Annotated in this window: 17 protein-coding genes; 9 read left to right on the top strand and 8 right to left on the bottom strand. The window is 71.8% G+C overall.

The annotated features are described in order from the left end of the window. Positions 1–587: 587 nt before the first annotated feature. Complete coding sequence (locus ACFXPK_RS00735) at positions 588–1,952, bottom strand: hypothetical protein (protein ID WP_385070073.1); 1,365 nt, start codon at positions 1,950–1,952, stop codon at positions 588–590. A gap of 119 nt (positions 1,953–2,071) precedes the next feature. Here ACFXPK_RS00735 and ACFXPK_RS00730 point away from each other — a divergent pair, with 119 nt between their 5' ends. After that, the gene (locus tag ACFXPK_RS00730; protein ID WP_384992677.1) at positions 2,072–2,869 is read left to right on the top strand and encodes a hypothetical protein; all 798 of its coding nucleotides are present in this window, start codon (positions 2,072–2,074) and stop codon (positions 2,867–2,869) included. Between the two features lie 19 nt (positions 2,870–2,888). Here ACFXPK_RS00730 and ACFXPK_RS00725 read toward each other — a convergent pair whose 3' ends face one another. Both ACFXPK_RS00725 and ACFXPK_RS00720 read right to left on the bottom strand, forming a co-directional pair. Next, positions 2,889–3,512, bottom strand: a complete 624-nt coding sequence (locus ACFXPK_RS00725; protein WP_385070070.1) for a TetR/AcrR family transcriptional regulator — start codon at positions 3,510–3,512, stop codon at positions 2,889–2,891. A 439-nt stretch (positions 3,513–3,951) separates the two neighbouring features. Next, the gene (locus tag ACFXPK_RS00720) at positions 3,952–4,668 is read right to left on the bottom strand and encodes a hemolysin III family protein (protein WP_384992673.1); all 717 of its coding nucleotides are present in this window, start codon (positions 4,666–4,668) and stop codon (positions 3,952–3,954) included. A gap of 335 nt (positions 4,669–5,003) precedes the next feature. Between ACFXPK_RS00720 and ACFXPK_RS00715 the strand changes: the two genes are divergently transcribed. Then, positions 5,004–6,881 (top strand): phosphoenolpyruvate carboxykinase (GTP), encoded by a 1,878-nt coding sequence (locus ACFXPK_RS00715; protein ID WP_385070066.1) that lies wholly within the window; start codon positions 5,004–5,006, stop codon positions 6,879–6,881. An 89-nt stretch (positions 6,882–6,970) separates the two neighbouring features. Here the strand turns inward: ACFXPK_RS00715 and ACFXPK_RS00710 are convergent, their stop codons facing one another. The 5 genes from ACFXPK_RS00710 to ACFXPK_RS00690 form a co-directional block, all read right to left on the bottom strand. Continuing rightward, positions 6,971–7,399, bottom strand: coding sequence for a hypothetical protein (locus ACFXPK_RS00710; RefSeq protein ID WP_385070063.1), 429 nt, complete (start codon positions 7,397–7,399; stop codon positions 6,971–6,973). 78 nt (positions 7,400–7,477) lie between these two features. Further along, the gene (locus tag ACFXPK_RS00705; protein ID WP_384992664.1) at positions 7,478–8,689 is read right to left on the bottom strand and encodes a pyridoxal phosphate-dependent aminotransferase; all 1,212 of its coding nucleotides are present in this window, start codon (positions 8,687–8,689) and stop codon (positions 7,478–7,480) included. Between the two features lie 90 nt (positions 8,690–8,779). Further along, positions 8,780–9,613, bottom strand: coding sequence for a polysaccharide deacetylase family protein (locus tag ACFXPK_RS00700; RefSeq protein ID WP_385070245.1), 834 nt, complete (start codon positions 9,611–9,613; stop codon positions 8,780–8,782). Between the two features lie 292 nt (positions 9,614–9,905). Further along, a complete protein-coding gene (locus ACFXPK_RS00695) occupies positions 9,906–11,555 on the bottom strand; it encodes an amidohydrolase family protein (RefSeq protein ID WP_385070060.1) in 1,650 nt (549 codons plus the stop codon). Positions 11,556–11,571: 16 nt separating this feature from the next. Further along, positions 11,572–12,837 carry an alanine racemase gene (locus ACFXPK_RS00690; RefSeq protein WP_385070057.1) on the bottom strand — a complete coding sequence of 422 codons (1,266 nt, stop codon included), beginning with the start codon at positions 12,835–12,837 and terminating at the stop codon, positions 11,572–11,574. Between the two features lie 264 nt (positions 12,838–13,101). On the opposite strand from ACFXPK_RS00690, the gene ACFXPK_RS00685 reads away from it, so the two are divergent. The 7 genes from ACFXPK_RS00685 to cpaB all read left to right on the top strand — a co-directional run bounded on the left by ACFXPK_RS00685 (position 13,102) and on the right by cpaB (position 20,991). Then, entirely contained in the window at positions 13,102–14,238 is a 1,137-nt protein-coding gene (locus tag ACFXPK_RS00685; RefSeq protein ID WP_385070054.1) for a sugar kinase, read from the top strand. Beyond that, positions 14,235–15,002, top strand: coding sequence for an IclR family transcriptional regulator (locus ACFXPK_RS00680; protein WP_385070052.1), 768 nt, complete (start codon positions 14,235–14,237; stop codon positions 15,000–15,002). Before ACFXPK_RS00685 ends, ACFXPK_RS00680 begins: the two co-directional genes overlap by 4 nt. After that, positions 14,999–15,427: a RidA family protein gene (locus ACFXPK_RS00675; RefSeq protein ID WP_384992650.1), complete on the top strand. Its 429-nt coding sequence runs from the start codon at positions 14,999–15,001 to the stop codon at positions 15,425–15,427. Before ACFXPK_RS00680 ends, ACFXPK_RS00675 begins: the two co-directional genes overlap by 4 nt. Positions 15,428–15,615: 188 nt before the next feature. After that, on the top strand, positions 15,616–17,085 hold the full coding sequence (locus ACFXPK_RS00670; RefSeq protein WP_384992648.1) for a GntP family permease: 1,470 nt from the start codon (positions 15,616–15,618) through the stop codon (positions 17,083–17,085). A 187-nt stretch (positions 17,086–17,272) separates the two neighbouring features. Further along, positions 17,273–18,673 carry an Nramp family divalent metal transporter gene (locus tag ACFXPK_RS00665; protein ID WP_385070049.1) on the top strand — a complete coding sequence of 467 codons (1,401 nt, stop codon included), beginning with the start codon at positions 17,273–17,275 and terminating at the stop codon, positions 18,671–18,673. A 493-nt stretch (positions 18,674–19,166) separates the two neighbouring features. Next, positions 19,167–20,045, top strand: a complete 879-nt coding sequence (locus ACFXPK_RS00660; protein WP_385070046.1) for a hypothetical protein — start codon at positions 19,167–19,169, stop codon at positions 20,043–20,045. A gap of 241 nt (positions 20,046–20,286) precedes the next feature. Next, positions 20,287–20,991, top strand: a complete 705-nt coding sequence (cpaB, locus tag ACFXPK_RS00655; RefSeq protein WP_384992640.1) for a Flp pilus assembly protein CpaB — start codon at positions 20,287–20,289, stop codon at positions 20,989–20,991. Positions 20,992–20,998 lie beyond the last annotated feature (7 nt).

Here is a 20,998-nt window from a genome sequence, read left to right as displayed (position 1 = left end):
CGCGCGCGCGCGGGCGGGATCGAACAGGCCGCCCCCGAGCGCCCCCCCCCGCGGGGGGGGGGGGCGCGGGGGGGGGGGGGGGCCGCCCCCCCCCCCGCCCGCCCCCCCCCCCCCCACCGCCCTGTCCGCCGGATCCTCCCGGCCCGCGAAGAGCGGATCGCACTCCTCGGTCAGCTCCGCGATCTCCACGTCGAGCAGCCGCTCGTCCAGCGCCGGGATGGAGTCGATCACCGAGGCGGGCCACCAGCGCGCCGCCCAGTGCGCGTAGGCGAGCCGCCGGGCGCTCTCCGCCAGCGCGGGCCGCGCCGGTTCCGTACCCCCGGCCACGCCGCCGCCGTCGGCCAGGAGCAGCGCGACCCGCTCGCCGTACACCGCCCACACCCACTCCTGGGCGAGGTCGGCGTCGTCCAGCACGGCCACCGGCGGCGCTTCCAACGCCCGTACGCTCCACGTCAGATGTCCGCCCGCCACCTCCAGCACGGCGACGTCCAGGCCCGGACGGCCGTCCAGCACGCTCGGGCCGGTCGCCGGCTCCGTGGTGATGAGGTGCAGGTCCCCGGCGCGGGTGATCCGTACGGTGGCGGCCATCAGACGGTTCCTTCCGGTACGGGACGGGTGCTGAGGGCCTGTCTGACCCGGCCCCGGTGGTCGAGGATCACCGAGCGCGCGACCCCGTCGAGGACGTCCCACAGCTCCGCGAGGCCGTCCAGGGGCGCCTCCCGCACATCGCGCCCGTGCAGCCGTGCCCACAGCCGTCGCAGATACGCCCGCCACGGGGTACGGAGGTCTTCCGCGATCCGCGCGAGAGGTTCCGCCACGGAGTCGCCCTCGGCGCCGGAGAGCGCGAGCCGCCGTGCCTGGAGGACGTACGCCTCGCGCCGCCAGCGGCTGTTGACGGTCCGGTGCGCCCGCGTCGGGGCTTTCGTGGCGGCCTCCTCCTCGCCCAACGGGCGCAGTCCCAGGGCGAGTTCGGTCCCCACCGTGGCGGCGACGCGCAGTGACTCGTCGGTCAGCGCCCAGGGTGCGCAGCTCCGGGCGATCTCGCGGCGCACCAATTCGGGTACGGGGGCGAGCCCGGCCCGGTCGTGCGAGGCGTGCAGCACGCTGAAGACCCGCTCGTGGACCGTACGGTCGAACGGCGGCCCCATCGCCGAGGTCGAGGCGGACCCGCCCAGACCGGGGGCGGCCGGCACCGGACGCGCGGTCAGCCCCAGTTCGCGCGCCGACCCTCCGGGGGCCGCCGGTACGTCCCACAGGGCGCGGCCCGCCGCCGATCCCGCCCTCCCGGCGACCAGGCGCGGCAGCGCCCTACCGGCGTCGCCGCGGTCCGGCTCCGGGCCCGGACAGGCGTCGAGTACGTCCCGTACCGCGTGCGGCTCCGCTTCCGGTGTGGCCGGAACGCGCGGGTGGGTACGGAGCCGGTCCGCCCACGCGCGTTCCAGCGCGGCCGTCAGTTCGCCGTGGTGGTCCGGGTCCGTGACGTACTCCCGCAGCGCCCGTGTCGTACGGCCGCGCGCGGAGCCGTGGACCTCGCGCAGTGTCTCCTCGGCGGTCCGGCGGCCGGTGGCGGCGTCGGGCGGTCCCAGGGTGGCGGCCAGTTCGAAACACCGCTGGAAGTAGAGGTCCTGGGGGTGCCCCTCGGTGAGGCGCAGCTCCCGGCGTACTCGCTTGAGGAGGGCGAACCACGCGGCCGTCGCGCGCAGCGTGTCGCCCGCCGCGTGGACGAGCGTGGCGAGCAGCGCCGCCCCGTCGGCCGTCACCAGTGGCCCCGCGCAACGTGGATGGAGGACCGGGCGGATCACCAGCGGGTCGAGGACGAGCTTCACCGTACGGCTGAGCGGACCGCCCTGCGGGCCGCTGAGCGCGCCGACACCGTCGAGTTCGCGCCACACCTCGTCGAGGACCATCGCCCGTGGCCGGACATCCCGCGCCACTCCCACCCCTGTCGGCATGAGGCCAGGCTAAGCACGGCGCGCGGCCCCGCCAAACCTGGGATCGGTAGGCGGGCGGCTGTTCCTACGGTCCTCGTCACAGCCCTCAGCGGCCCTCGGGGAAAGAAGGACGGACCATCATGAAGAAGCTCATCCGGGCCCTGGCCCTGCTGTTCCTGCTCGGCTCGGTCGGCTACTACCTGTGGAACGGGCTCACCCAGGAGACCGAGGAGGGCTTCGGCTTCCTCGCCTGGGTCGGGCCGCAGATGATCGCGCCGATCATCGCGTGCACGCTGGTGCCCTTCGCGTTCGCCTTCACCGGCGACAGTGTGATGGCGGCGTTCTCCGGCCGTAACAGCGCCGCCTTCCGTGACGGTCTGATCGGCGTCGGGACGGTCACCGGGACCCGGCCCACCGGGATGTCCCTCAACGACCAGCCGGAGCTGCGGATCGACCTGTCGGTGCAGGGCGCGGACGGTGCCACGTTCGCCTCGTACGCCCGGCTCGTCGTCCCGATGACGGACGTCGCCCTGTTCCAGCCGGGCGCCATGCTGCCGGTCCGCTATCTGCCGGGCCGTACGGACAAGGTGGAGATCGACCGCTCCGGCGACACGGCCCAGGCGCAGCACGCGCTGAACGAGGTGCTGGTCCGCCAGGGGCTCACCACCCGCGAGAACCTCCAGATCGCCGAACGCGGGGTGGCCGCCCAGGCGGTGGTGCGCTCCCTGGAGGTGCCGGGGGAGCTGCGCGGCGGCAACCCGCGGCTGGTGATCGGTCTGGGCGTCACCCGCCCCGACGGCACCGGTTTCACCACCGAGGTCGTGAAGTACCTGCCGCCGCGCGCCGTCCAGCACGTCCAGGTGGGCCGGGTGGTGACCGTGCACTATCTGCCGGACAACGAATCCGCCCTGGTCATCGCGTTCCCCGCGAACGCCTGAGCGGCCGGAGGGGCGGTGCTCACAGGCGCAGACCGCCTTCGAGTCCGTCGAGGGCCCGGTGGAGCAGGGCCACCGGGTCGCCCTGGCAGCCGTGTTCGCCCCAGTGGAGGGTGACCTCGCGCAGCGCGCTGAGCACGGCCGAGACGAAGACCCGCAGGTCCAGGTCGTCGGGGTCCCGGCCGGTGCGCTCCGCGAGAACGTCGGCGAGGAGCTTCGCGGTCACCGACATGGTCTCGGTCATCCGTGCCCGGACGGCGGGGACCCCGACCAGCAGCCGTGTCCGCTCGGTCAGCTCCTCCGGCTCGTGGGCCATCGACCTCTCCAGCGCCTCCGCCATCACGGCGCGCAGCGACGCCAGCGGGGACTCACCGGCCGGCCGGTTCCGCAGGGACGACGCGATCGCCGGGTCGTACGCCTCCGTGAGGACGATGTCCTCCTTGGTGGGGAAGTACCGGAAGACCGTGGAGGGGGAGACCTCGGAGGCCTCCGCGATCTGCTCGACGGTCGTCGCCTCGTACCCCTGCTCGGTGATCAGCCGGTAGGTCGCGCGGCGGATCGTCACGCGGGTCCGCAGCTTCTTCCGCTCGCGCAGGGTGAGCTGGGAGAGCTGCTTGTCGAAGGGGGTGTGGGAGATCGCGGCCATGCTCCACATTGTCGTGCATCTGCCACCCCCCGGACCATGTCATGACGCCCACCCGCCAGGTGCCGGGGGTCGTTGCCGTCTTGATTTGTCCGCCTGACGTGTGACGATACGTGGAGGGATGGTGAGCAATCGGTGATCATCAGGCTGGGGTGCCCGGCGGAAACGTCCGGGGACCGCCCGGCGGTGCGCCGAGGGGAGGCCGGACATGGGCGATGCCGTACGGGTGCTGGCCGCGGCCGTGGCGGGGCTGTGCATCGCGGGGTACGTCCTGGCCGGCGAGGCGGCCGTGGTGGGCGTGGTGCTCTGCGCCGTGAGTGTCGGGACATGGCGGGTGGCGGTGGCGTCGCGGCCCGGTGCGCGGCCGCGGCTGCGGTCGCCCGCCTGGCGCGGGGACCGCGACCGCGGCGCGCGGGCCGGTGTGGACCCGGCCGCCCCCTGCTCAGGAGTGCTGCGCGGCGACCAGCGAGATACCGACGAAGTGCACGACGAACGCGGCGAGGGTGAAGGAGTGGAAGACCTCGTGGAAGCCGAACCACCGCGGTGACGGATTCGGCCGCTTGAGCCCGTAGATCACGCCGCCCGCGCTGTACAGCAGACCGCCGACGATCACGAGGACCAGGACGGCGATCCCGCCCGTACGCAGGAAGTCGGGCAGGAAGAAGACCGCGGCCCACCCCATCGCGATGTAGCACGGCGTGTAGAGCCAGCGCGGCGCCCCGACCCAGAAGACCCGGAAGGCGATGCCCGCGGCGGCGGCCGCCCAGACCGCCCACAGCAGGGTCCGGCCCGTCGAGTCCGGCAGCAGCAGCATCGTCAGCGGGGTGTACGTGCCCGCGATGATCAGGAAGATGTTGGCGTGATCGAGCCGGCGCAGCACCGCCTCGCCGCGTGGGCCCCATTCGCCGCGGTGGTAGATCGCGCTGACGCCGAAGAGCAGACAGGCCGTCAGGACGTAGATCGCGCACGCGATCCGGGCGCGGGTCGAACCGGTCAGGGCGATCAGGGCCATGCCGGCGACCACCACGGCCGGGAACATGCCCGCGTGCAGCCAGCCGCGGAGTTTCGGCTTGACCGGGATCGGCAGCGACAGGAGCGTGGCCGGCCCCCCTTCGCTCAACGGGGGGTTCGCGGGCGCGTCGGGCGCGGCAGGAGTCATGGGTTCATGCTACCTACGGTTCCGTAAGTTACGTCCGAGTACGGAGGGTCGGCTCCGTTAATTCCGCCACGGTCCGGGGGCGCCGGCGTCCGGTCGCCTCCCGGCGCCGCGCACGTGGCGCGAGGGTGCCTTTCCGGTGCCGTGCGCACGCCCTCCATGTGTCCCCCGGGTGCTCCCGGAGTGGCGATGCTCACGTGGGCGGCCCTCTGGACAGATGGGCGCATGGACCGGATGATCATATGAGTGCGGTCGGCACCGGATGAGCGGCTACGAAGCATCCGGGTCGCAGCCCCCAAGGGGCAGACAACCTCAAAACCCCTCACCAAGGAGCGATCGTGGCGCGCGACAACGCGGCTCCCAGCACCTCCGGCTTTTCCGGCACCACCCCCGGCACCGCTTCCAGCGCGGTGCCCACCGCTCACCAGGGACTGATCTCCTGGGTGAACGAGATCGCCGCCCTCACCCAGCCGGACAGCGTGGTCTGGTGCGACGGGTCCGAGAGCGAGTACGAGCGCCTGTGCGGGGAGCTCGTCGCCAAGGGCACGTTCAGGAAACTCGACGCGGGGAAGCGGCCCAACTCGTACTACGCCGCCTCGGACCCCTCCGACGTGGCACGGGTCGAGGACCGGACCTTCATCTGCTCCGAGAAGGAGGAGGACGCGGGCCCGACCAACCACTGGAAGGCCCCCGCCGAGATGCGGGAGATCTTCACGGGGGAGGACGGTGTCTTCCGCGGCTCGATGCGCGGCCGGACGATGTACGTCGTCCCGTTCTGCATGGGCCCCCTCGGCTCGCCGCTCTCCGCGATCGGCGTCGAGATCACCGACTCCGCGTACGTGGCGGCGTCCATGCGCACCATGACCCGCATGGGACAGCCCGTCCTCGACGAACTGGGCGCCGACGGCTTCTTCGTCAAGGCCGTCCACACCCTCGGCGCCCCGCTCGCCGAGGGCGAGGCCGATGTGCCCTGGCCCTGCAACTCCACCAAGTACATCTCGCACTTCCCGGAGTCCCGCGAGATCTGGTCGTACGGTTCCGGCTACGGCGGCAACGCCCTGCTCGGCAAGAAGTGCTACGCCCTGCGCATCGCGTCCGTCATGGCGCGCGACGAGGGCTGGCTCGCCGAGCACATGCTGATCCTCAAGCTGACGCCCCCTCAGGGGCAGCCGAAGTACGTCGCGGCGGCGTTCCCCTCCGCCTGTGGCAAGACCAACCTCGCCATGCTGGAGCCCACCATCTCCGGCTGGACCGTGGAGACCATCGGCGACGACATCGCCTGGATGCGGTTCGGCGAGGACGGCCGGCTGTACGCGATCAACCCGGAGGCGGGCTTCTTCGGCGTCGCGCCCGGCACCGGCGAGCACACCAACGCCAACGCCATGAAGACCATGTGGGGCAACTCGGTCTTCACCAACGTCGCGCTCACCGACGACGGCGACGTCTGGTGGGAGGGCATGACCGAGGAGCCGCCCGCGCACCTCACCGACTGGAAGGGCAACGACTGGACCCCGGAGTCCGGCACGCCCGCCGCCCACCCCAACGCCCGCTTCACCGTCCCCGCGGGACAGTGCCCGATCATCGCGCCCGAGTGGGAGGACCCCAGGGGTGTCCCGATCTCGGCCATCCTCTTCGGCGGCCGTCGCGCCTCCGCCGTGCCGCTGGTCACCGAGTCCTTCGACTGGCAGCACGGTGTCTTCCTCGGAGCCAACGTCGCCTCCGAGAAGACGGCGGCCGCCGAGGGCAAGGTCGGTGAGCTGCGCCGTGACCCGTTCGCCATGCTGCCGTTCTGCGGCTACAACATGGGCGACTACATGGGCCACTGGGTCAAGGTCGGCCAGGACGCCGTGGAGAAGGACGGCGGCGCGAAGCTGCCGAAGATCTACTACGTCAACTGGTTCCGCAAGGACGACAAGGGCTCGTTCGTCTGGCCCGGCTTCGGCGAGAACAGCCGCGTCCTGAAGTGGATCGTGGAGCGCCTGGACGGCAGGGCCGAGGGCGTCGAGACCCCGATCGGCATCCTGCCGACCAAGGAGTCCCTGGACACCGAGGGCCTGGCGCTCTCGGGGGCCGAGCTGGACTTCCTGCTCTCCGTCGACAAGGACGTCTGGCGCGAGGAGGCGGCTCTCGTCCCCGAGCACCTCAACACCTTCGGCGACCACGCGCCCAAGGAGCTGTGGGACGAGTACCACGCCCTGGTCGCGCGCCTGGGCTAGCTCCAGGGCTGAAAAAGCCCGTCAGACCGGCTGGTGCCGGAGTCGTGGCACCCGGTCCGCGCGCCTCCGCGGCCCGCGGACCGGGGCCGTCAGTGAGCGCCGACGAGGCGCTGATCAGGGAGGCTCCGGTCGGGGAGGCTCCCCTCCGGCACCAGCTCCGCCAGCGCGGCCGTGTGCGCGTCCATCCGCTCGGCGGAGAGGATCGCCGCGGCCGTGTCGGCGCGCGCGGCGGCGACGACGAGCGCGCGTCCCGCGAGAGCGAGGGCGCGGCGGTGCAGCGCCGCCGGATCGGCCCCGCTGAGCCCGGCGTGCCGGGCCGGCGGGGTGCCGCGCAGCCTGCCGATCTGGCCGGCGACGGCCTCCGCGGCCTCGTCCAGGCCCAGCTCGTCGGTGACCGCGAGGAGCGCGGCGAGATGACCGGAGAGCTGTATCTTCAGCTCGTCCTCGCGGCTCCGGTGCGGAAAGTCGGCGTCGTCGGCCAGGGCGTGGACCGACTTCGTACGGATGGGCTCGTACATGGGACGGCCTCCTTGCGTGGTCAGGAGACCATCCTACCTTGGAATCAGTCTAAAGTTGAGTGCGTTCCGGTATTCGCCCTACGGCTGGGAGTAACCGTCCAGGAACGTCCCGATCCGCGTCACCGCGTCCGTCAGGTCCTGGGCCGCCGGCAGGGTGACGATCCGGAAGTGGTCCGGCTCCGGCCAGTTGAACCCCGTACCGTGCACGACCATGATCTTCTCGGCCCGCAGCAGATCGAGCACCATCTGCCGGTCGTCCTTGATCTTGAAGACCTTCGGGTCCAGCCGCGGGAAGAGGTACAGCGCGCCCTTGGGCTTCACGCAGGTCACGCCCGGGATCGCGGTGAGCAGCTCGTACGCCGTGTCCCGCTGCTCCAGGATCCGGCCGCCGGGCAGCACCAGGTCCTCGATCGACTGCCGGCCGTTGAGCGCGGTGGCCACCGCGTGCTGCGAGGGCATGTTCGCGCACAGCCGCATGTTGGCGAGGATCGTCAGCCCCTCGATGTACGAGGAGGCGTGCGCCTTGGGACCGCAGACCGCCAGCCAGCCGGAGCGGAACCCGGCCACCCGGTAGTTCTTGGAGAGCCCGTTGAAGGTGAGGGTCAGCAGATCGGGCGCGACGGCCGCCGTCGGGGTGTGGGTGGTGCCGTCGTACAGGATCCGGTCGTAGATCTCGTCCGAGCAGACCACCAGGTTGTGGCGGCGGGCGATCTCCGTGAGCGAGCCGAGCATCTCCTCGCCGTACACGGCCCCCGTCGGGTTGTTCGGATTGATGATCACGATCGCCTTCGTGCGATCGGTGATCTTCCGCTCGATGTCCGCCAGGTCCGGCATCCAGTCGGCCTGCTCGTCACAGCGGTAGTGCACCGCCGTACCGCCCGCGAGGGAGACCGACGCGGTCCACAGCGGATAGTCCGGGGCCGGTACGAGCACCTCGTCGCCGTCGTCGAGCAGCGCCTGCATCGACATCTGGATCAGCTCGGAGACCCCGTTGCCGAGGTAGATGTCCTCGACGCCCAGCTCGATGCCCTTGGTCTGGTAGTGCTGCATGACCGCGCGACGGGCGGAGAGCAGCCCCTTCGCGTCGCCGTAGCCGTGCGCGCCGCTCAGGTTCCTGAGCATGTCCTCCAGGATCTCGGGCGGGCACTCGAAGCCGAAGGCGGCCGGGTTGCCGGTGTTGAGCTTGAGGATGCGATGGCCCGCCGCCTCCAGCCGCATCGCCTCGTCGAGGACCGGCCCCCGGATCTCGTAACAGACGTTGGCGAGCTTCGTCGACTGGATGACCTGCATGTCCGCCACCTTACGGCCGTGTAACGGAGCCCGCGTGGTGTTTTTCCCCACGTTGCTCCGCACGGCGTACGGGGTGTGGCACGCGCGGGCTCAGCGCTCCGGGAAGCCGAAGGCGTACCCCTGTCCGCGCAGCCACGGCAGCAGCCGCTCCAGCGCGTGCGCCGTCTGGGAGCGGTCGCCGCCGCCGTCGTGGAAGAGGAGGGTGGGCCCGTTGGCCAGCTCGTCCTTCACCGTGCGCAGGATGGCGTCGGTGCCGGGCGTCTCGAAGTCCTTCGAGTCCACGTTCCAGCCCAGCGGCCGCATCCCCGCCGCCGCCGCGATCTGCCGGCTGTACGGGGTGAAGGCGCCCCCGGGCGCCCGGTAGTACAGCGGCTTCACCCCGCCCGACGCCTCCTTGATCTGGCGGGCCGCCGTACGGATCTGCTCCCGCTGGTACGCGCGGGACTTCTGGTCCATTCCGGTGTCGTGGGTCACCGAGTGGTCGCACAGCCGGTGCCCCTCGGCCACCACCCGCCGCACCAGCGCGGGGTGCGCGGCGGCCTGCGGGCCGATCATGCAGAAGGTCGCCCGCGCCCCGTTCTCCCGGAGGATGGCGAGGACGCGCGGTGTCCAGACGGGGTCGGGACCGTCGTCGACGGTCAGGTTGACCGCCTTGCCGCCGCCCTCCACCGCATGGGCGATGTCCATGCTGACCAGGGGCGGGGCCAGGGCCGGATCCGGCGACGAGGTCTGCCGGGGCGGCGCGGGGGGCGGCTCGTCGCGCGGGTGGCGCGCACCGTCGCGTGCGCCGTCCCGCGCGGCCCCCTCCCCGCCGTTCCGTCCGTCGTCGTGAGCGCCGTTCCGTCCGTCGTCGTGTGTTCCCGCCCCGGCTCCGTCCCCGTCGTGCGGGGACGGTACGGGCGAGGTCGCCCGGGGGCCCGGCACCGGCGCCCGCGGGTCGCTCCCCGCCACCGTCCGCTCGCCGCACCCCGCCAGCAGCGCCGCCCCGGCCAGCGCGAGCGCCGCCGACAGCAGCCGTACCCCGGCCGTCCGCCCGCCTCCGCGCGCCGTCCCCCAGCGTCCCGTCGTCCCCACCGCTTCCGCCTCCGATCACCGTGTCCGGGGAGAGAGACGAGCGAACGAGGGGTGAGGATCCGTTTCCGGCGGCCCGGTCACAAGTTTGTGTGACACGGCTCGCCCACCCGTTCCCACCAGGCACGTCCGTGCCCACGCGGGCTCAGCCGCCGCGCCGGACCGACCTCCCCGCCAGCACGTCCGTACGGCGCCCGTCCTCGATCACGAAGCGGCCGTCGATCAGTACGTACGGGATCCCCACCGGCAGCGTCCGCGGCGCCTCGAAGGTCGAGCCCGCCGCCACCGTGTCCGGGTCGAAGAGCACCAGATCGGCGCGGTGGCCCACCCGGACCAGCCCCCGGTCCCGCAGGCCCAGCCGGGCCGCCGGGCGCCCGGTCAGATGGGCCACGCACTCCTCCAGCGGGAGGACGCCCAGATCCCGCGCGTACCGGCCCAGATAGTGCGGGAAGGTGCCGTACGCCCGCGGATGCGGCTTCGCGCCCTGGAGGATGCCGTCGCTGCCACCCGTGTGGATCCGGTGGCGCATGATCGCGCGGACGTTCTCCTCGTGCCCGACGTGCTGGAGGATCGTCGGGCCGAGCCGGTCCTCGATCAGCAGCCGGCGCGCCGTGGTCCACGGCGCCTCGCCCGCCGACGCCGCCGACTCGGCGACCGTCCTGCCGACATGGCCGGCGAGCGCCGGGTCCGTGACCCCGGAGATCTCGATCGTGTCCCACTCGATGGGCACGCCGTGACAGCCGTCCGCGCCGACCTCCTCCAGCACGTACCGGATCCGCTCGGCGCTCGCGTCGTCCCGCAGCCGCTCCAGGATCGCCCCGGGCCCGCCCTCGCTCGCCCAACTGGGCAGCATCGCAACGAGCGTGGTGCAGCCCGGGGTGTACGGATACGTGTCCAGGGTGATGTCCGCGCCCGCGTCCAGCGCCCGGTCGAGCAGCGCCAGCAGCTCGGGCGCCTTCCCCTTGTTCACCCCGAAGTTCATGGTGGCGTGGGCGAGATGGAGCGCGCAGCCCGCCCGCCCGGTGAGCGCCACCATCTCCTCGTACGCGCGCAGCGCCCCCGCCCCGTACGAACGGTGGTGCGGGCAGTAGTAGCCGCCGTACCGCGCCACCACCCGGCACAGCGCGGTCAGTTCGGCGTCGTCCGCGTACATCCCGGGCGTGTACGTCAGCCCGGAGGACATCCCGACCGCGCCCTGCTCCAGCGACTCGGCCACCAGCCGCTCCATCGCGGCGCGTTCGGCCTCCGTCGCGGGGCGGTCGTCCCAGCCGACCACCCCCGCGCGGACCGTGCCCTGCGGGACCAGGTAGGCGGCGTTGACCGCGATGCCGCCGCCGTCGAAGCCGCGCCCCTCGAAGGCGTGGTCGAGCCGGTCGAGGTACTCGCCGACGGTGCGCCAGTCGAAGTCGACGCCGTCGTCCGCGTCGGGGCCGCCGCCGTTCCAGCCCGCGATGGCCTGCCGGACCTGGGCGAGGGTGGCGTCGTCCACCGGCGCGTACGACAGGCCGTCCTGGCCGATGACTTCGAGGGTCACCCCCTGCGCCGCCTTCGCGGAGTGGTCGGGGTCGCGCAGCAGCGCGAGATCGCTGTGCGCGTGCATGTCGATGAATCCGGGCGCCAGCGCGAGCCCGGCGGCGTCCACCACCCGGGCCCCGGTGGGGCGCGGCGTGCGCGGGCCGCCGTCGGACTCCCGCCGGATGCCGGAGATACGGCCGGCCTCGACGGTGACGTCGGCGCGGTACGAGGCGCCGCCCGTGCCGTCGATGACGCGGGCGTCGCGGAGGACGAGATCCATGCCACCCTCCCTGTCGCTAGAAGTAGGTCCGGACGAAGTCCGTGACCGTGCCGTCCGCCTCCACCAGCGGGATGAGCTGCCACTTGTCGAACGACGTGCACGGATGCGACAGCCCCATCCCGACCCAGTCGCCGACCTCCAGCTCCGCCTCGGGCGAGGTGGCGAGCCAGCCGTGCTGGTCGGACAGGCCCGTGACGGTGATCCCGGTGGCCGGGCGGATCGCGCCGGTGCGGCCGTCCCGTACGACCTGCGCCTCCGGCAGGTCCAGGTCGTACGCGGCGTCCCGCTTGCCCGCGTTGACGAACGCCTGCGCGGCGGAGGGGCGGGAGACGACCTGGGCCCAGAGCCGGAACGCGGGCTGGAGGGCGCCCTCACCGGCGACGCGGTTGAAGGGGGTGAGCCGGCGGTAGTGGCCGTCGTCGTGCGAGATGTACGCGCCGGAGCGCAGCAGCCTGCACACCGGACGGGAGAGCGCGGGAACGTCCGCGAAGACCTCGGCCACCGCGTCGAACCAGGCGCTGCCGCCCGCGCTGACCACGATCTCCTCCGCGCCGGCGAAACGGCCCGCCCGGTCGAACTCCTCCGCCAGCGCCACGAGCCGCCGCAGCCACGCGCGTACGGTCCCGTTGTCGGCGCCGGGCACCTCGCCCTCGTAACCGGCGACCCCCGTCAGCCGCAGCGTCGGTACGGCGGCCACCGCGTCCGCGACCGCCGCGCACTGAGCCTCCGTACGGGCTCCGGTACGGGCGCCCTCGCCCGCGCCCAGCTCCACCACGACCTCCACGGGGCGGCCCGCTCCGGCGGCGCGCAGCGCCTCGTCCATCAGCTCGACACCGCGTACGGAGTCCACGTAACAGACGAAGCGGAAGCCGGGGTCCCGGTCCAGTTCCGCGGCGAGCCAGCGCAGCGCCGCGGCGTCGACCAGCTCGTTGGCGAGGAAGATCCGCGGGATGCCGAACGCCCGGTAGACCCGGACCTGATGGGGGACCGCGGCCGTGATGCCCCAGGCACCCCGTTCGAGCTGGCGCGCGAAGAGCTGGGGGGCCATCGACGTCTTGCCGTGCGGGGCGAACGCGAGACCGTGGCGCTCCGCGTACGTCTCCAGGAGCGCGAGATTGTGCTCGACCGACTCGGCGGACAGGGCGAGTACGGGGGTGGTGAAGCCGCCGGTGAACAGGGAGCGCCGCTCGGCGGCGAGCGCCCCGACGGTCAGGCCCTCGGCGTCCGGGGGCAGGCCCTTGAAGCGGTGGTCGACGTACTCGGCGTGCTCGTCGGCGGCCATGGGTGCCTTCCCGTCGTCGGTGCCGTGGTCGTGCCCGGCGGGCTGTGTCGTTCGCTGTTCGTCTGTCGTTGCGTTCTCTGCAACGCGCATTGCGTATGTCGCTCCACGGTGTCTAACATCCGGGCAGACACCGGGTCAATGGTTCCCCGCTGGACACCACCGACCCCTCCGGACCCCGAACACCTCTCCTGACCCTCTCGACTCTTCCGACCCTCTCGACTCTTTCGACCCCCTCGACTCTTCCGACCCATGAGGAGCCCCAGCGTGACCGGAACCGTAGCCGCGGACCGCGCCGTCGCCCCGAGCGTGGACGCCGTCTGCCTCGGTGAGTCCATGGTCACCTTCCTGCCCACACGCCCCGGCAGGCTCGCGGACGTCCCCTCGTACGACCGGACGATCGGCGGCGCCGAGTCCAACGTCGCCTGCGCGCTCGCGGGCGCGGGGCACACCGTGAAATGGGTCAGCCGGGTCGGCGCCGACGGCTTCGGCGACCACCTCGTCGAGGCGATCGGCGCGTACGGCGTGGACACGTCGGGCGTCCGCAGGGACCCGGACCGGCCGACCGGGATCTACTTCCGCACGGCGACGGACCGCGCCACCGACGTCCACGAGGTCGCCTACTACCGGGCCGGCTCCGCCGCCTCCGCGATGGCGCCGGGCACCCTGGCGCCCGAGGACCTGTGGGCGGGGCGCGTCCTGCACCTCTCCGGCATCACCCCCGCGCTCTCGGACGGCTGCCTCGCCCTCACCCGGGAACTCACCCGCCGGGTCCCCGGCCGCCCCCTCGTCTCCTTCGACATCAACCACCGCCCCGGCCTGTGGCGCGACGCGGACGGCGCCCGGGTCCTCCTCGACCTGGCGCGCGGCGCCGACCTCGTGTTCGTCGGGGAGGACGAGGCGGCCGAGGCGTGGGGCCTGCACGGCGCGGACGCGATCCGGGCGGCGCTCCCGGAACCGGAGACGCTCGTGGTCAAACGCGGCAGCGAGGGCGCGACGGCGTACACCCGTACGCGCACCGCCGGCGCCACCGCCACCGCCACCGGCTCGGACTCCGGCTCCGGCTCGGACTCCGGCTCCGACTCGGGCTCCGGCTCCGGAGCCGGGGACACCGTCACCGACGTGCCCGCGCTGCGCGTCGACGTCGTCGCACCCGTCGGTGCCGGTGACGCCTTCGCCGCCGGGTTCCTCTCCGCGACCCTGCGCGGCCTGCCCGTCGCCGCCCGGCTGCGCCACGGCCACCTCATGGCCGCCGCCGCCCTCACCGTCGCGGGCGACCTCGCCACGCCGCCCTCCCGGGACCACGCCGACCGGCTGGCCGCACTGGACGCGGGCGCCTGGGGCACACTGCGTCTCGGACCGGGCTGGACGGGCCCGGACGAGCCGGAGGTACGTACCGCATGAGCCAGACCGTCGACCGCGCGCTGAGCATCCTCCCGCTGCTCGCCCAGGGCCCCGCCGACCTCGGGCAGGTCGCGGAGCGGCTCGGCGTCCACAAGTCCACCGCGCTCCGGCTGCTCCGTACGCTCCACGAGCACGGACTCGTCCACCGCCAGCAGGACCAGCGCTACCGCCTCGGCGCGCGTCTCTTCGCGCTCGCCCAGGAGGCCGTCGAGAACCTGGACGTCCGCGAGATCGCCCACCCCCACCTCACCGCGCTCAACGACCAGTGCGGCCACACCGTCCATCTCGCCGTGCGCGAGGAGGACGACGTCCTCTACATCGACAAGGTCGAGAGCCGCTACCCGGTCCGGATGTACTCGCGGATCGGCAGACCCGTCGCGATCACCGTCGCCGCCGTCGCCAAGCTGCTCCTCGCCGACCTGCCCGAGGCCGAGCGCCGTACCGTCGCGGAACGCCTCGACTACCCCGCCTACACGCCCCGTTCGACGACCGACGCCGCCGCGTTCCTCAAGGAGCTGGCGACCGTACGCGAACAGGGGTGGGCCACCGACCTCGGTGGCCACGAGGAGTCCATCAACTGCGTCGCCGCCCCGATCCGGGGCACGGACGGCCGGGTCGTCGCCGCGATGTCGGTCTCCGCGCCCAACGTCGTCGTCGGCGCCGACGAACTCCTCGCCCTGCTCCCGGTGGTGCGCCGTACCGCCGACGCCATCAGCCGGGAGTACTCCGGCACCGCACCCCACCCAGACAAGGAAGCCCGATGACCGAGCAGACCGCCCCCACCGTCAAGACCGCGCTGACGCCCGCCACGCACACCACCCCGCCGGCCCGGTTCTCGCACGGCGTCCGCAAGGGCAACATCCTCCAGGTCGCGGGCCAGGTCGGCTTCCTCCCGGCCGTCGAGGGGCAGCCGCCGACGCCCGCGGGCCCGACCCTGCGCGAGCAGACGCTCCAGACGCTCGACAACGTCAGGTCGATCCTGGAGGAGGGCGGCGCGAGCTGGGACGACGCGATGATGGTGCGCGTCTACCTCACGGACGTCGACCACTTCGCCGAGATGAACGAGATCTACAACACCTACTTCGCCGCGCAGGGGCTGACGCAGCCGCCCGCCGCGCGCACCACGGTCTACGTCGGGCTGCCCGCCGGACTCCTCGTCGAGATCGACGTCCTCGCCGTCCTGGGCTGACACCCCGCCCCGCTCCGACCGGCGCCGCCCGCCCCGTCCGGCGCCGCTCCCGTAACCGCTCTCGTACAGCACCCGTAACCGCTCCCGCACAGCACCCGCAACCGCACTCGTCACAGCACCCGTACAGCACACACGCCGCTCCGCGATCCTCCATGTCCTGTTCCGACCAGAGGCCCAGAGGTCCCCCCATGCTGCTCGCCGCTGACGCGCCCGTCGCTCCGCCCCACACGGGCGGTCTGCTCCTGCTGATCGGCGGAACCGCCGGTCTGCTGACCGTCGCCGCCCTCGGTATCGCCCTGCTGCTCGTCCTGATCATCAAGGTGAGACTCCAGCCCTTCGTGGCGCTCCTCGGTGTCTCCATAGCCGTCGGCCTCGCCGCCGGGCTCTCCGTCACCGAACTCTTCGGCACGGTGCAGAAGTCCGCCGCCGTCTCGATGATCGAATCGGGGATGGGCGGCATCCTCGGCCATGTCGCGATCATCATCGGGCTCGGCACGATGCTCGGCGCCATCCTCGAAGTGTCGGGCGGCGCGGAGGTGTTGAGCACCCGGCTGCTCCGGCTCTTCGGCGAGAAACGCGCTCCGCTCGCCATGGGCGTCACCGGCGTCGTCTTCGGCATCCCCGTCTTCTTCGACGTCGGCATCTTCGTCCTGGCGCCGATCGTGTACGCCGCCGCCAAACGCTCCGGCAAGTCGATCCTGCTGTACGCGATGCCGCTGCTCGCCGGGCTCTCCATGACGCACGCGTTCCTGCCGCCGCACCCCGGCCCCGTCGCCGCCGCCGGGCTCTTCGAGGTCGATCTGGGCTGGGTCATCCTGATGGGCACGATCGTCGGGATCCCGGCCGTCCTCGCCGCGTGGGCCTACGCCGCGTGGATCGGCAACCGCCTCTTCGTCGACGTACCGCAGGACATGGTCGAGGCGGCGGAGGAGGCCAAGGCGGCCGTCGCCGCCGAGCAGCGCGCCTCGGGCGTGACCCCGCGCGAGACCCCCGTCGCGCTCGGCACGGTCCTCGCCATCATCGGCACCCCGCTGATCCTGATCCTGCTCGCGACCTTCTCGTCCATCGCGTTCGACCCCTCGACCCTCCGCTCCGTCATCGAGTTCTTCGGCCACCCCTTCGTGGCGCTGACGATCGCGCTGCTGCTCGCGTACTACCTGCTGGGCATCCGGCGCGGCTGGTCGCGGGGCTCGCTGGAGACGGTCTCCACCGCCTCCCTCAAGCCCGTGGGCAACATCCTGCTGGTGGTCGGCGCGGGCGGGGTCTTCGGCGCGGTCCTCAAGGGCAGCGGGATCGCGGACGCGCTCGCCGACACCTTCAACGATGTGGGGCTGCCGGTCATCCTGCTGGCCTGGCTGATCTCCGTCGTGCTGCGGGTCGCACAGGGCTCGGCGACGGTCGCGATCGTCACCACGGCGGGCATCGTCGTCCCGCTGGTCGAGGGCCAGGGGCTCTCGCAGGCGCATCTCGCCCTGATCATCATGGCGATCTCGGCGGGCTCGATCTTCGCCTCGCACGTCAACGACGGCGGCTTCTGGATGGTCGCGAAGTACTTCGGGATATCGGAGCGCGACACCCTCAAGTCCTGGACGGTGCTGGAGACGGTGCTGTCGGTGGCCGGGTTCGTGGTGGCGGCGCTGCTGAGCCTGGTGATCTGAACCGGGTACGGGGGCGCGACCGTCCCCGTACCTTCTCCTCCCTCCCGTACCTTCTGTACCTCCCGTACTTCTCGCGTTCCCGCGCGCGCCCACCGAACCCTCACCGCAGGCCCTCTTGCGCGATGATCGCCACCCGGCTTTGGTGACTCAGGTCACGTGACGAGACGAGCGGGAGGCGACAACACCTATGGCAGGAACCACGGAGACCGGGACGGGCGGCGCCGGCACGGACGACACCGGCACCGCCGTTTCCCGGCCCCGCAAGTCGAGTTGGACGTACATCGGCCCCGGCATCGTGGTCGCCGCGACCGGCGTCGGCGCGGGCGACCTGGTCGCCACCCTCATCGCGGGCAGCAAGTTCGGCTACACCCTGCTCTGGGCGGCGGTCATCGGCTGCGTCGTCAAGATCTCCCTCGCCGAGGCCGCGGGCCGCTGGCATCTCGCCACCGGACGCACCCTCTTCGACGGCTGGCGCAGCCTCGGCCGGTGGACCACCGGGTACTTCGCCGTGTACGTCGTGGTCTGGGGCTTCGTCTACGGGGCCACCGCCATGTCCTCCAGCGCGCTCCCGATCGTCGCGCTCTTCCCGGACGGCCCGGGGCTCAAGACGTGGGCCGTCATCACCGGCCTGATCGGCCTGGTCTTCGTCTGGTTCAACCAGTACGCCGTCTTCGAGAAGGTCATGACGGTCCTGATCGGGATCATGTTCGTGGTGGTCATGTACGTCGCGATCCGAGTCGCGCCCGACCTCGGCGCCGCCTTCGCCGGACTGGCCCCGGTCCTGCCGGACGGCTCGCTGCTCTACACGCTCGGACTGATCGGCGGGGTGGGCGGCACCATCACCATGGCGGCGTACGGGTACTGGGTGAACGCCAAGGGGTGGACCAACTCCGCCTGGATGAAGGTGATGCGGCTCGACAACCGGGTCGCGTACATCACCACGGGGCTCTTCGTCGTCGCGATGCTGGTCGTCGGCGCCGAGCTGCTGCACTCCTCCCACATCGCGCTGACCTCGGGCGACCGGGGGCTGATCGATCTCGGCGCGATCCTGGAGGACCGGTTCGGCCCGGCCACCGCCAAGCTCTTCCTGATCGGCTTCTTCGCCACGTCGTTCTCGTCGCTCATCGGGGTGTGGCACGGCGTCAGCCTGATGTTCGCCGACTTCGTGGAGCGCGTACGCGAGGACCGCGCGGCGTCCGGCGGGTCGGGCGGGGCGGGGGCCTCCGTTGGGTCCGGCGGGTCCGGCGGGTCCGGCGAGACCGGCGGGTCCGGTGACGCGGCGACGGTCGAGGAGGTCGCGTCCGGCGAGCGGGAGCGGTCGGTGCCGTTCCGCGCCTATCTGCTCTGGCTGACCTTCCCGCCGATCTCGCTGCTCTTCCTGGACGAGCCCTTCGGGCTGGTCGTGGTCTACGGCGTGCTGGGCGCCTTCTTCATGCCGTTCCTCGCGCTCACCCTGATCTGGCTGCTCAACTCCTCCCGTACGCCTACGGAATGGCGCAACGGGGCGCTGAGCAATGTGATGCTGGCGGCGGGCGGGCTGCTGTTCGTCGTGCTGTGCGTGCAGCAGGTGCGGGACATCCCCTGGTAGGCCGGGAAACCGCCGCCGGCGCGTCCGGGTGCCCGCCTCGGCGCCCGCCCGCGCCCGTATGAGGCCCGTACGGGGCCCGCGGTGAAGATCGCTGCGACTTCTCTTGCCGAGTCCCTGTTCGCCGGGCGTAAAGTTGGTTCAGGCCAATGGAGTTGTGACGGCGAGCAGGGGCGGCGGTCCGCCGCCCGCGCGGCGAAACGTTTATGACTCTGAAATTTCGGCAAAGTGAACCTGTTTCGTTTTCACATTCGAGTGGAGGCGGTGGCGGATGCGATGCGTGCGAAATGCCCACAGTTCGCATCCGTGGTCGAAATCGCCGCATCGTTTTGTCCAATTCGGCTGGCTATCCACCCTTATGGCGTTCCGTCTGACGAAAAGCTTGGTAGTCGCGGATTGGGCTGGATAAAGTTCCGACGCGGGTGTATTCAGCAGTAGGCGTCCCGCGGTTCCCGGCGGGCTCCGCCGGTAACGGATGGAAACGGGGAATGAGCACGTGTCGACCGCGATCGCCGTCACCAGCGCCGACCTGGTGCTGCCTGCCCAGGACCAGCAGACGCCCACCGCCACGGCGTTCAAACCTCCCGAATCGCAGTCGTTCGAGGATGCCCTCACCGACATGCAGATACTGGTCGAGCAGTACGGCTATGTCGTCGCCGTCTATCCGTCCTCGATCCCGGTCGCGTACGAACGCCGGATGCACGCCGTGCGGTCCGTCCTGGAGACGGACCGCGTCGCGCTGCTCAGATCGGATCTGCCGCCGCTCGGGCTCGCCGTACTCGTACGCCAGTTGCGTCAGTTGTCCATCTGCGACTTCAGCCCCGGTGTGGTCGCCTCGGCCGCCCGGCTGCTGTCCCACTACATCCACGCGGGCGCGGTGCTCGGCTCCGTGGCCAAGCTCGACCGTGTCCCCGTCAGCCTCAAGGCGCACGCCAGGTCCTGGGTGCCGGGATCGCAGTTCGGCGTGGTCGCCACCCCGCAGCCACAGCTCGTCAGGATCGGCTCCGGCGAACTGACCGGCCCCGACTTCACCACCCGGCTCCTGGTCGCCCGCGGGCAGTCGCAGTCCGACTGGGTCACCGGGACGCTCGCGCCGGCCTGGCAGGTCGCCGATGTGTCCGAGGCCGAACTGCCCGGGGAATCGGTGCGCTGGTGGGGCACCGGCAAGCTGGTGGAATTCGTGGCACACCTTCCGGACATCTCGGTGATGTATCAGTTGGTGGCATCCGTCCGGCGTGAGCGATGCCATTGGTGCGGAATGGAGTTGATAGGCGACCGGTGCGGCTTCTGTTCCTCGCCGCTGCACACTCCCGAGAACCAATCTCAGCCAACCGGTGTCCTGAAAGACGGGGCTCCCGTGGGTCAGGAGCCGTAGTCGTGGACCCGTGGGGCGCCACGGAACCGCGACGCGACCGGCACGAGCCCCCGCGGACACCTGACCCACCGCGGGCGGAGACCGCCGCGAGTGCGCGGCGGCACCGCCGTGACAGAGCCCTCCGGCTCACCGCCCCCACCCGACCCGTCCGTCCCGCACCACTCCGCTCGGCACCGCTCAGCACGGCCCACCCGCTTCTGTCCGTTCGCCACCAACGTCCCCGATCGAGGTTGTACGGCTCATGAACTCCCGCCAGCGCCGTGGCGTCATACTTCTGCTTCTTTCCGTCCTTTGCGCCTTCGCCGCGTTCGTCGGTGTGCTTTCCGTGATCAGCGACGTGAATTCGAAGGTCGGCCCCGAAGTGGCCGCCTATCGGCTGAAGTCGGACGTGGCCCCTTACGAGGCCCTGCGGAATGATCAGTTCGAGAAGATCACCATGCCGAAGCGCTGGCTCTCCGACAATGCCGTCACCAACCTCTCCGAGGTCGGCGGCAAGGTGGCCGTCACCCAACTGCGCAAAGGCTCGCTTCTCCAGAACGACATGATTGTCAAGCGTCCCGCGCTCCAGCCCGGTGAGCAGGAGATCGCCATCATGATCGACGCCGCCACCGGTGTGGCGGGCAAGATCACCCCGGGCGCCTCGGTGAACGTCTTCGCCACGTTCGCGGCCGAGAGCCAGGGCGCGGCGGCCCAGTCGAAGATCATCGTCTCCAACGCCAAGGTGCTCGACGTCGGCAAGCTGACCGCCCTGGAGCCCAACAGGGACTCGAAGAACCAGACCACCGAGGCCGTCCCGATCACCTTCGCCCTCAAGACCCTCGACGCCCAGCGCATCGCGTACGCGGAGTCCTTCGCGCAGCATGTCCGCCTCGCGCTCGTCGCTCCCGGCAGCGACACCACGCTCCGCCCCGGCGAACGCACGTACGAGCTCGGCAAGGACAAGTGAGGTACTG

The sequence above is a fragment of the Streptomyces sp. NPDC059142 genome, assembly GCF_042755665.1.
GTDB lineage: Bacteria > Actinomycetota > Actinomycetes > Streptomycetales > Streptomycetaceae > Streptomyces.
The sequence above is the reverse complement of the archived record's forward strand: the minus strand, read 5'-3'. Positions and strand labels throughout refer to the sequence as shown.